5 protein-coding genes are annotated in these 11,956 nt (G+C 69.2%); 4 read left to right on the top strand and 1 reads right to left on the bottom strand.

The window, feature by feature from the left end; genetic code table 11:
- Positions 1-387: 387 nt before the first annotated feature.
- From ACFWOG_RS21335 to ACFWOG_RS21325, 3 genes are all read left to right on the top strand, one after another.
- Positions 388-1,221 carry an alpha/beta fold hydrolase gene (locus ACFWOG_RS21335; protein WP_380360273.1) on the top strand — a complete coding sequence of 278 codons (834 nt, stop codon included), beginning with the start codon at positions 388-390 and terminating at the stop codon, positions 1,219-1,221.
- A gap of 73 nt (positions 1,222-1,294) precedes the next feature.
- Positions 1,295-3,205: an amidohydrolase gene (locus ACFWOG_RS21330; RefSeq protein WP_380360271.1), complete on the top strand. Its 1,911-nt coding sequence runs from the start codon at positions 1,295-1,297 to the stop codon at positions 3,203-3,205.
- Between the two features lie 835 nt (positions 3,206-4,040).
- On the top strand, positions 4,041-5,285 hold the full coding sequence (locus tag ACFWOG_RS21325; RefSeq protein WP_380360270.1) for a tyrosine-type recombinase/integrase: 1,245 nt from the start codon (positions 4,041-4,043) through the stop codon (positions 5,283-5,285).
- A gap of 969 nt (positions 5,286-6,254) precedes the next feature.
- Here the strand turns inward: ACFWOG_RS21325 and ACFWOG_RS21320 are convergent.
- Positions 6,255-7,124 carry a hypothetical protein gene (locus tag ACFWOG_RS21320; RefSeq protein ID WP_380360268.1) on the bottom strand — a complete coding sequence of 290 codons (870 nt, stop codon included), beginning with the start codon at positions 7,122-7,124 and terminating at the stop codon, positions 6,255-6,257.
- Between the two features lie 152 nt (positions 7,125-7,276).
- On the opposite strand from ACFWOG_RS21320, the gene ACFWOG_RS21315 reads away from it, so the two are divergent.
- Complete coding sequence (locus ACFWOG_RS21315; protein WP_380360266.1) at positions 7,277-11,707, top strand: AAA family ATPase; 4,431 nt, start codon at positions 7,277-7,279, stop codon at positions 11,705-11,707.
- Positions 11,708-11,956: the final 249 nt, after the last annotated feature.

Below are 11,956 nucleotides of genomic sequence, written 5' to 3'. Positions count from 1 at the left end.
GGGCCTTCGGCATGCCCCACACCCGCACACGACCACTACGCGTTACCAACATCATCGACCCGGCTCAGCAGGGCCCAACTGAAACGCGGAGGCTAGGGTTCAAGGACCGCCCGGGCTCGCGCCGAAACGCTGACCATCCGCGTTCGCACAGCCGCTGCCCCGCCACGCCCCCAGCTGCTCCCGCCCCCGTACTGGCGCAGCCCCGCCCCGCCCGGTCCGGCCGGGAGAACGACCGGCCGGCGTCTGATCCGGAACTGCCCGGACGGGCCAGAACCGGTGCGTGCAGAGGAAAGCCGACTCCCCCCGGCTCCCTAGATTCGTCCGTACCGCGTCCCCACCGTGCCGGCCTCCGATGTCGGCAGGACCACACCTGCACGGAGCGCACCCATGCCTTTCCTCCCCGTCGACGAGGAGAACTCCAGCGTCATCAACCTGTACTACGAAGACCACGGCATCGGCCGGCCCGTCGTGCTCATCCACGGCTGGCCGCTCAACGGCGCGTCCTGGGAGAAGCAGGAGGCCGCGCTGCTGGCCGCCGGCCATCGCGTGATCACCTACGACCGCCGCGGCTTCGGCGCCTCCGACAAGCCGTCCTTCGGCTACGACTACGACATCTTCGCGGCCGACCTCGACGCCGTACTCACCCACCTCGACCTGCGCGACGTGGTGCTCGTCGGCTTCTCCATGGGCAGCGGCGAAGTCACCCGCTACCTCGGCACCTACGGCTCGGAGCGCATCTCCAGGGCCGTGATGCTCGGCGTGGTGCCGCCGTTCCTGCTGAAGACCGAGGACAACCCGGACGGTGTCGACGGCATCGTCTTCGAGGAGATCCAAGGCGCCATCCGCGCCGACCGCCCCGCCTTCATCGCCGGATTCCTCGCCGACTTCTACAACGTGGACGTGCTCGGCGGCGACCGGGTGAGCGACCAGGTCGTCCAGTACAGCTGGAACATCGGTGTTTCGGCCTCCGCGAAGGCGACAGCGGACTGCGTCCCGACCTGGCTCACCGACTTCCGCGCGGACCTGCCGAGGATCGACGTCCCCGTCCTGATCATCCACGGCGACGCCGACCGCACCCTGCCGCTGCGCTCGACCGCCGTCCCGCTCTCGAAGGCCATCGCGGGCGCCCGCCTGGTGGTGCTCGAAGGTGCCCCGCACGGTCTCATCTGGACGCACGCCACCGAGGTCAACAAGGAGCTGCTCGCCTTCATCGGCGAGTGATCGACCGCTCCCCCGCGCCCTCCTCCGCCTTTTCCTCCGCTTCCCTCCTCCTGCTCCCCGAAAGCGAGATCGCATGTCGAGCATGCCCGTCGCCGGGATCCGTCCCGGCCCCTCGGCCCCCGACGCCTCCCCCGACCACACCGCCGACCTGGTCGTACGCAACGCCAAGGTCTACACCGGCGACCCCCTGCGCCCCCGGGCGAGCGCGGTCGCGATCCGCGCCGGACTGATCACCGCCATCGGCGACGACGCCGACGTCCTGCCGCAGGTCGGCCCGCGCACCCGCGTGGTCGACGCCCTCGGCCGGCGAGCCGTCCCCGGCCTCAACGACTCGCACCTGCACGTCATCCGGGGCGGCCTCAACTACGTCATGGAGCTGCGCTGGGACGGCGTGCCGACGCTGCGCCAGGCACTGGCCATGCTGCGCGCCCAGGCCGAACGCACCCCTCCGGGCCAGTGGGTGCGGGTGGTGGGCGGCTGGTCCGCCGACCAGTTCGCCGAGCGCCGGCTTCCCACCCTCGCCGAACTCAACGCCGCCGCCCCCGACACCCCGGTGTTCGTGCTGCACCTGTACCAGTCGGCGCTGCTCAACCGGGCGGCGCTGCGGGCCGCAGGCTTCACCCGAGACACCCCCGACCCCGTCGGCGGGCAGATCGTGCGCGCGCACGACGGTGAGCCGACCGGCATGCTGCTGGCCGCCCCGGGCGCTCTGCTGCTGTACTCCACCCTGGCCAAGGCACCGACCCTGAACGAGGCCGACAAGGCGACCTCCACCCGGCACTTCCTGCGCGAGCTCAACCGCTTCGGGCTCACCTCCGCCATCGACGCGGCGGGCGGCTTCCAGAGCTTCCCGGAGAACTACGGCACCGTCACGGAGCTGGCGAAGACGGGCCAGCTGACACTCCGGATCGCCTACCACCTCTTCCCGCAGACCGCCGGGCAGGAGCTGGACGACCTGCGGCGCTGGGTGGAGACCGTCCGCCCCGGCGACGGGGACGAATGGCTGCGGCTCAACGGGGCCGGGGAGAACCTCACCTGGGCGGCCGCCGACTTCGAGAACTTCTCCGAACCGCGCCCCGAGCTCGGCCCGTACGAAGCCGGGTTCGAGCAGGCGGTACGCCTGCTGATGGAGCACGACTGGGGCTTCCGGCTGCACGCGAGCTACGACGAGACGATCCGCCGCGACCTGGCGGTCTTCGAGCGGCTGGCCGCCGAGGGCCTGTTCCCCGGTGGGAACCGCTGGCTCTTCGACCACGCCGAGACGGTCTCCGCCGCGAGCCTGGACCGGATCGCGGCGCTCGGCGGCGCCGTCTCGGTGCAGAACCGGATGTCCTTCCAGGGCGAGGCGTTCGTCCGACGCTACGGCGCGGCCGCGGCCGCCGACGCCCCGCCGGTGCGGGCGATGCTGGAGCGCGGCCTGACGGTGGCCGCCGGCACCGACGCCACCCGGGTCTCCTCCTACAACCCGTGGGTGGCCCTGCACTGGCTGGTCTCCGGACGGGCGGTCAGCGGACGTACGCTCCGCCCGGCCGCCAACCGGCTGAGCCGCGAGGAGGCGCTGGAGCTGTACACCCTCGGCGGCGCCCGACTCACCGGCGAGGAGGACGTCAAGGGCCGTCTCCGGGTGGGAAGTTACGCCGACCTCACGGTGCTCAGCGCGGACTACCTCACCGTCCCCGAGGCGGACATCCCGCACATCGAGTCGGTACTCACCGTGGTCGGCGGCCGCATCGTGTACGGCGCCCAGGAACACGAGGGCCTCGCCCCGGAGTTGCCGGCCGTGGTCCCGCTGTGGAGCCCGGTGGCCCGCTTCGGCGGCTACCAGGCCACCCCGGCGCCGAGCCTGTCCGGTGTCCGGCAGGCCGAGCGGCTGGCCGAGGCGGCGGCCGACTCCGACGAGCAGCGCGCCTGGCGCGCGGCCCGCGGCCAGTGGGTGCCCGGGCAGGCCGGCGGCCCCGCGCTCGACGACCCCTGCTTCCTCTGAGCCGCCCGTTCCGAACCACCCGCTTCCGGACCCGACAGTTTCAACGCCGTGCGCCGCCGGGCCTTGCCGCTCGGCGGCGCACGGCGCTGCCCGGCGCGAGCCGCGGAAGGGCCGCCTTGCGACGTCCCTCGCCTCCCCCGCCCCGTCTCCGTACCCGCCGCGCGGATCCACGACCGCCACTTGGCGCCACCCCGTACGCCACAGTCATCGGCCTCGTCCACCACGCCATGCACATCACCGACCGCCTGCGCCCCGACCCCACGCCCTGCGCGAACAGCTCGACGACCTCAAGGAGACCTTCGCCGACTACACCGACGTCGCCCTGCGACTCACCCCGCTCGACCCCAAGCGCCCCACCCGCGACCTCCTCGACACCGAGCACGCCGGACAGCCGCACGACCCCAGCCGCAGCCACTTCGCCCGGCTCGTCCGCGAAGCCTCGGCCACACACCGCGACCGACTGATCTGACCGCCTGCCGCACCACCCGCCCACGGACGGCGGCCATGCCGAACGCTCACCGGAGGAGTCAGTCCCTGTATCGCGAATGTGAGTATCCAGAAATAGCACCCCCTGAACCCCAGTATGGCCCCCAGCTCCAGACGACCAGACGATTACGTACCGTGCCGAAGATCCGGGCATCCGCAGCGCCGCCCAGGATCGATCCAGTCGTCCGCGCATCCGCATGCCCAGGTGCGGGTCCTCACCGCGAGCTGCAGGTCGGGGGCCTGATTTGGCGTTGGTGATCGTATGGTGGTCGCGGACGAGCTTCGGGGCGGTGCCTCGGTAGCCTCCGCAGGTCGATCAAGGGACCAACTGCCGCAGGAGGCTAGGGAAGTGCGCAAGTCAGGACGGCCGGGCCGGGTCTACCGCCGGTGCGGGGACGCGACCCGGCGCCAGCTCGAGGCGGTATGCCCGCGCCTGGCCGAGGAGGGGCACGGCACGTGGACGTTCGCCGTCGACATCCCCTCTCTCAGCGGCCGCAGGCGCACGATACGTCGCGGCGGCTTCGAGGACGAGTGGCATGCCGAGACGGCGCTGCGGCGCTTTCTCGAAGGGCGCCGGCTGGGGTTCGACGCGGACCCGCACGAGACGGTGGCCGCCTACCTCACCAAGTGGCTCAAGGGCATGGAGTTCCTGCTCAAGCCCACCACCTACGCCCGCTACCGCACCTACGTACTCTGCGAACTGATCCCCGTCCTCGGCAAGCTGCGCCTGGAGGAACTCGCCCACAACCACATCTCCGCCTACGCCCACGAGCAACTCGCCGCCGGCCGCGGACGCCAGGCCGTCTACCACTGCCTCGCCACCCTCTCCAGCGCCCTGGGCACCGCCGTGCGCACCCACCGCCTGCCCTTCAACGCGGCCCAGCCCCTGCCCATGCGCAGGCCCCGCCCCGACGAGCGCGTCCCCTGGACCGCGGAGCAGGCCGTCGCCTTCCTGGGGCACTGCCGGAATGTCGACCCCGCCTTCGCCGACCTCTTCGAGGTCGTCATCGGCACCGGCCTGCGCAAGGGCGAGGCACTCGGCCTCCAGCGCCCGTGCGTGCGGCTCGACGCCCGCGTCATGTACATCCGCCACACCCTCTCCGCCATCGACAACCACGAACTCGTCCTGACCGCACCGAAGACCAGGAAGAGCCGCAACTGGGTACCCCTGTCCGAGCGCGTCGCCGCCGCCCTCCAGCGCGCCATGGACCGGAGCACCGCCAGCATCAACGACCACGTCTTCCAGGGCCCCGACGGCCAGCCCCTCCACCCCGCCGCCGTCCGCCGGCGCTTCCACGAACTGCGCGAACAGGCCGCCCTGCCCCACGTCACCATCCACGACCTGCGCCACCTCGCCGCCACCCTCGCCCTGGAGGGCAACGTCTCCATGGCCGTCATCTCCAAGACCCTGCGACACTCCACCCTGTCGACCACCGCGAACATCTACAGCCACCTGACCTGGGACGTCGTCAGAGCCGCCGTGAACACCATCGAAGCAAGGCTCCACCTAGTCGAAGCCCGCACACAGCGCAGCCGGGACACAACCGACCTCGACGTCGGCCCGCCGAACCCGCTGTTCAGCCACGCGGCCTGACCAACGCACCCCTAAGGTCGGCTCAGCGTTCCGAGCCGCTCCGCCCTCCAGGGCCACAAGTACCCGGGATTCCCGGCTCATAGCTGACACCCGATAAACGTGCGGCCCGTCGCGACAGATGACGCCGCAGGTTCCACCGGCATGCCCGTTTCCCGCGAATCCGGGCCCATTTCTGCGCCGACGAGGCGACCGGTCCGCGATCGGCGACACACGGGTTCCCGGATGCGTGAACAAATACCCCGTCACGGCCGGGTCGCAGGGGCCGGGCCTGCGGAAACGCGCCCAGCAAGCTTGTGTGAACGAGCGTTCACGACCACCTTGCGACCACCAAAGGAAAAGGCCGCCCTCATCATTTCGATGAGAACGGCCTCCGACCTGCGTAAACGCTGGTCGGGACGACAGGATTTGAACCTGCGACCCCTTGACCCCCAGTCGCCCGGGGATGAGCGGCACGGCACGTCAGACCGTAGACAACGCGCGCTGTCCGTCTACCGGAACACATCTCGGGGACAGTGGTGCGCAGCGCGTGGTCCCCGGCGGGCCCCTGACAGGCTGATGTAGTGGCAGGGATGCGTGGACCGGCCTGGCAGGTGGTACCAGGGCCGGGAACGCGAGCCCATCCCTCCAACGCCGCGACTCGGGAGCAGCCGTACAGGGAGCCGTCGGCGAATGCGACCGTCGCGACGTCAGTTGTCCTATATGAGGTAGCCGACAACAGCGGCCTGCATCGCTATGGTGTCGAAGTCCGCGGTGGCAGCACCGCGAAGACCGTACGGCGACCGAGCGCGGCGCCCACCAGCACGGCGTCCCCCGCTTCTCGGTCAACAGAGGCACGAGAATCCTCAGTGAAGCCTTCGAACCTCAGGGCAGGTGAGGAGCTTGAGAAGTCAGTCGGCGCCAGGCTGTCTCGTCATCGGCACGCCTCGGCGCAAGGCATGGAGTCGATAGCTGTCGCACAAGGCCCGCATTTCAGGCAGTACCTGCCTTGACGATGAGATTGGCGAGGGATGGCTTGTCAAGGTAGCGGTGGACATCGTGGGAGGAAGGGAACATGCCGTTGTTCACCTCGATGTCCGTGACACCCGCGGCGAGCCGGGACAGTCCGGCGCATCCGGCGACGAAGTCCTTAGACGCGAACAGGTTCGTCCATTCCACTCCGGCGGGGACCGTGAGCCGGTCGCCGTCGGAGTGGATTCCCTTGCGGCCGGCCAGCCAGCCCAGCGGAGATCCACACGTCACCAGCGTGGTGACGTCTGGGGCCTCGCCGCGGCTGAGCATGTCGTAGACCACCACGCTGCCAAGGGAGTGGGCAATGACCATCCGTGCGCCTGTCTGGGCCAGGACTTCGGCGAGCGCTACGCGCACGGCGTCGGCGGTTTCCTCATGGCGCAGGTAGGTGTGGGCTTCACGGACGAACCACAGGAGACGGCCCGTTACGCCCTTTCCCATCTTCCGATCCACGGCCTGGACCCTGCGCACAATTCGTGGTGTGAGCTGGCTCTCCCCGAGGGTCAAACCTTCTTCGGAGGACTCGTCATCCACGGCGGAGGGGGCATAAGCCGCCAGTGCCCTGAGGATGAAGTCCTCTTCCTCCTCATCGATGGGCATGTCCTCCCACCGGGAGCGGATCTCCGGGCCGCCGAGCCGCACATACCGGGTGGGCGTCTGCGGAAAGATCGCCTGGTAGGAGGGGACAGTGACCGCGGCTCGGGCCCCATCGGCCGAGACGGCAGCCAGGGCATCGTCGATGGTGGTCTGCCAGCTGGAGCTCAGGCCTGCCGTCGTCGCGGCCGCACCCTGCCTGATTCCGTGCACTCCGACGATCTGCAGAGCGCTCATGGCTTCCCCCTGTTCGTTGCTCCCTGCATGTAGCTGACTGATCGTAGCCAGACCCGCTACGGCGGGTACAGCCCCGCGTTAGGCTGACGGCGCCAGGCAGGGGGAACGGGTTGAGTGCGGAAGAACTGGACGGAATAGTCCGCAGGCGGCTGGTGATCATCGCGGTCGACGACTACGAAGATGGGCAGGCCGGTTTCACGGAGGGCATCGCTGCCCAGGTAGAGCGGATCACCGGGTGGCTGGCTGATCCCGAGCTGGGCGACGACCGGCGCTTCGAAGTGGTGAGAGCGGAACACTCTCTGCGTTCAGTGGACGATGTGCGCGCCTTCCTGCACAACCAGAACCTGGCGGAGGCCAGCTACCAGGAAGCCGTCGTTGTATACATCACCGGCCACGGGCTGCGCCGCCACGCGCAGCGCCATTACCTGATGCTTCCGAAGACAAAGGAAGAGCGGCTGCTGGCGACCGGATTCCCGACGAGCGAGCTCATCACCGCGGTCCTGGACAGCCAGTCCGAGCATGTGATGGTGCTCGTCGACACATGCTATTCCGGCACCCTGCGCGCCGAGCTCACCAGCCTGTTCCAGGATCTGTCCGACGAACGTCATAGCCACAAGGGAACCGCCGTCATCACGGCCGGCGACCACTACGAGAAGCCCCTGCTGGGCTCCTTCACCCGGCGCATCGCCCTGGCTTGGGAGCGCATGCGGGACGAGGCCGCCGGCTATACCAGCTCCCACCTGTCTTTCACGGAGTGGGAGCAGCTCCTGCACCAGGTAGGACAGGACGAGAACGGCGAGGACAAGGCACTGGTCAGCGCAGAGTGGATCGTTCCGCATTCGCGCGGCAGCGCTCCGAGCGCTTGTCTGCCCAACCCGCGTTACCGGCTGGTGCAGAGCGTGACAGGCACGGCGCTGCGTCAGCTCGCGCTCGGGTCGGGCCCGCTGGAGGAGTTCTGGCTGGAGCGGGCATCGGGGCGGACGTCCGCGGACGACCCTGGCTGGTACTTCAGCGGGCGGGCTGAGCCGATGGCGCGCATGGTCGCTTTCTTCCGGGAAGGCACCGGCGTCCTCGTGGTTACCGGAGCCGCGGGCTCGGGAAAGTCGGCACTTCTGGCACGGCTCGTGACTCTGGCCGATGTCGGCTTCGCAGCCAACCCGAAGTACGCGGCCGTGCTGGCAGGCATTCCCGACGGGCTGCGGCCCGAACCTGGCTCGGTCGAGGTCGCCGTCCTGGCCCGGAACAAGTCCTCGCGAGTGGTCGTGGAAGAGCTGCTGTCCGCGCTCGGCGGTGCTCCCGACGGCCGCGGCCTCCCCTTGAAGGTCCTGCTCGAGCTCTTGGCCGACCGGGCCTCCGGCGCCGCCGCTCCCGTCAACGTGGTCATCGACGCACTGGACGAGGCCGAGGATCCGCTCGCCTGCGTGGGCGACATTATCCTCCCTCTGGTCCGGCTGTCCGCTCAGTGCGCTGGGCGGGCGGTGCGGCTCATGGTCGGTGTCCGCAGCTCCCCCGAGGCTGTGTACGCGTCTGGGACAGTCCTGCGCGACGGGCGGGCGGACCAGCTGCTTCGGCGGCTGACCGATGCCCTGCAAGCGGAGGAGGTCGCTTCGGAGGTCCTGCGCACCGATGGGCCTGACTGCACCGATGACATCGCTGCCTACACCATCGCGCTGCTGACCGCCCCGCAGGCTAGCCCGTACCACGGGGCTCCGGAGGCCGCCGGCGCCGCGGCGCGCCATATCGCAACGGCGGTCGCGCCCTCCTTCCTCGACGCCCGGATCGCTGCCGAGCAACTGAGGACGGCGGATGCCTGCCAGGATCTGGACGCGGGGGACTGGCTGAGGCGCCTCGCAGACGGCACCACCGGGCTTCTTCGCGAGGACATCCAGGCTGTCGCCTCTGCTTCAGGCGTGAGTTCTGAGCTGCTGGTTGCCGCTCTGCGCGCGACTGCGTTCGCGCCCGGGGCGGGGCTGCCGTGGGCAGAGGTCTGGCCTGCTGTCGCCTTCGCGCTGGCGTCCGCAGCATACGGTCCTGGCTGCGGGGATACGGATGCGGCCGAGCATGCTATCCGTACTCTCCGGTCTGGCCGACTCGTCGGCTACCTCGCCAGCGCTGAAGAGGATGCCCGTACCGTTTACCGTCCTGTGCACCAGCGGCTGACCGATCTTCTGCGGACGGGCTACGACCAGCTGCTTCTGCCGACGACCCCCGACGGGAAGAGCCTGGGCAGTCCGCAGACGCAGACGGCGGCGCAGGCTGCAATCGCTCGTGCCCTCGGGGGGCTGGTGGAACGGGCTCTGCCGCACCTGACACATCCGTACGTCCGAAGGCACTTCCTGCACCATGCAGAAGCCGGGAGCATCCTGGCTGACAGCGAGGTGCCGGTGGAACTTCTCGCCCAGGAGACCTCCGGGACCCTGCGCGCGCGCCTTGGACTGCCCCTTCCTGCCGGGGCGGCCGAACGGAGGGTCCTGACGGCAGCGGCTCTGATCGAGCCGTTCGCCGATGCGGACACGGACTATTCCTCGCGCCTGGGCAGCATCGCCTTCCACCGCGCTGTACAGAGCCCCAGCGCCGAGGCTGACGCAAGGGACGACGTGCTTGGCCGGCTTCCTCTGAAATTGCTGTGGGGGCGATGGGCAGCACGCGTGAACGTCCTGGCAGCGGCACCGGGACAGACGAGAGCCATGTGCGCGGTACTGACACTTGACGGGCGTCAGTTGATCGCCATCGCACCCAGTGCTGGCGGCGTCCGGATCTGGGATGCCGGGACAGGCCGACTCGTCGCAGACCTGAAGACGGGACCAGTGCACCGTCTGTGCACCATCATGGCCACGGGCGGACGTACGTTCCTCGTCGCGGCGGAGCTGCGAGAAGTTGGGATCTACGATCCGGTCTCGGGCCAGCCCATCGCGAGGACGCCGCGGCTGCCTGGGGCCTACGATGTGCATGTCCTGGCGGACGGCCGCGCTTTGTGGAAGCTGCTCATCCAGACCAGCCAGGGCGCGGCCGTGTGGAGGCCACGCGCGGACAAGCTGTTTATGGCTCCCGGCTTTCCGGACGAGGTCACGCGGGACCAGGTACGGGTCCCCTCCCGTCGGCTGACGGCGGTGGTCCGGCAAGGAAGCGGCAAGGCTCTGATCGCCGTCTGCGGTGAAGCCGGGATCCGTCTATGGGATCCGGAGTCGGGCACCATGGTGAGCCCGCCTTTCGGAGGCGGTCAGGTGTCGGGCCTGGCAGGAGTCGCCCGCAAGGGCAAGGTTGATGACCTGCTGATCGCTGAGTCCCCCAATCCTCTGGTGCCCCTGCGAGTGTGGAACCCCTTTACGATCCAGGAGGTGGCAGCCAGCCGTGAGGGCGGCAGCAAGGCCGTAGCCGACCCCGGCGGGACGGCATTCGCTTATGTCGCGCGGGGCCGCATCGTGCTGCAGGATCTCGGTACAGCATCAGTTCACTCGTTCGATGCCGACATTCCGTCTGTAGATGCCCTCGCGGTTGTTGAGGGCTCGGAGGGGCCGCGGGTCATGTCGGCTGGCCCGCAGGGCATCAGGGTCTGGGATCCCGGGCCTGAAGGGCCGCTCTACGAAGACGGGCTGGCTGAGTCGGTGTACCGGGGTCCCTCGTTGGACCAAAACCGCCGGACAGCACCCACGTGGTCTATGTGCAGGTCTTCTCTGCCCGCTGCCGGTGGAGCCCAGGGCGACGACGTAATCGTCCTCGCGACCCGGAGCGGGCTCGATGTCCACAGCGCGGCAACGGGAAGCCTGCTCAAGCGGATCGGAACCGGCCTCGTCGGTCAGGTGCTTCGGCTTGCTGCAGCCGGGACGCGGGTGGCGGTCAGCGATCCGAAGGGAGACCTGTCCGTCTGGGATCTCTTGTCAGGACAGATGGTGATGACGAGTCGCAAGGAACTGTCCCAGTCCTCCCTGTCCTCCTGTGTCGCCTGGACAGCCGGCGGACTGCCGATGTCAGTCTCCACAAGTGCCGTCGGCAGCACTACCGACCTGACCGCGGTGGTTCTGGACTACGAGGCCGGGCAGTCCAGCGCCAGTACGGTCCCGCTCGCCACTGGCATCAGCGGTTCCTCCGTTCGCCTGCTGGGCGCACTGCCTCCTTCTTCTGGCAACGTTACCGTCGTGGCGGGCGTCGGCTCGGAGCTCGTGCTCATCGACGTGGGCTCAGGACGCCGGATCGGTTCATTGCCTGGCTGGGACCACAGAGGCGGAAGCGATGCTGTCCTGTGCACCCTGCCGGGCAACAGCGGCACGCTGCTAGTGATGTCGAACGGTACGGAGATCGGTGTCTGGCACGTGGCCACCCAGACCCAGATCGCCATGTGGGAGTCCCCAGACACCTTCGCCTTGACCGGCCTGCCCGTACCCGGCGGCCGGACACTGCTCGTCTCGGGAAGCACCAGCGGCGTCGGGATCTGGGACCCGCACACGGGGCGCCTCGCCCACACTGTCCTGACGGGTGCCCCTGTCCACGGGATCGCCACAAGTGAAGGCGATTCGGGCACCGTGCTCCACCTCTACGGGCCCGCAGGCCTGGCAACCCTATTGGTCGACACCGCCCTGTTGTGACAGGCCGCGGCACGGGTACCCGCGCCGGATCGGAGATAGCCAGGTCTGGCCAAGCCCTCAGGGCCAGAGGCAGGACGGCGGGCGGCCCCGAACGTTTGCGCCACCAGGCCATGGCTGAACTGCGACTGACCGCTGGCCGAAGATCTCTGCCGATGGCGCGTCTCTCACAGGAAGCCGGGCCGGGGAGTTCATCCAGGCCTAAAGAAATCTTCCGATTATACATCAATAAGCAATAGCTGTAGTGATGTT

Source organism: Kitasatospora sp. NPDC058406 (assembly GCF_042722765.1).
GTDB lineage: Bacteria > Actinomycetota > Actinomycetes > Streptomycetales > Streptomycetaceae > Kitasatospora.
Note: the sequence above shows the minus strand (reverse complement) of the source record. Positions and strands in the feature narration are given on the sequence as shown.

What these genes read in the sequence shown, in the direction of transcription:
- ACFWOG_RS21330 (WP_380360271.1), top strand. Translation starts at nt 1,295, where the DNA reads ATGTCGAGCATGCCCGTCGCCGGGATCCGTCCCGGCCCCTCGGCCCCC.
- ACFWOG_RS21335 (WP_380360273.1), top strand. Translation starts at nt 388, where the DNA reads ATGCCTTTCCTCCCCGTCGACGAGGAGAACTCCAGCGTCATCAACCTG.
- ACFWOG_RS21320 (WP_380360268.1), bottom strand. Translation starts at nt 7,124, where the DNA reads ATGAGCGCTCTGCAGATCGTCGGAGTGCACGGAATCAGGCAGGGTGCG.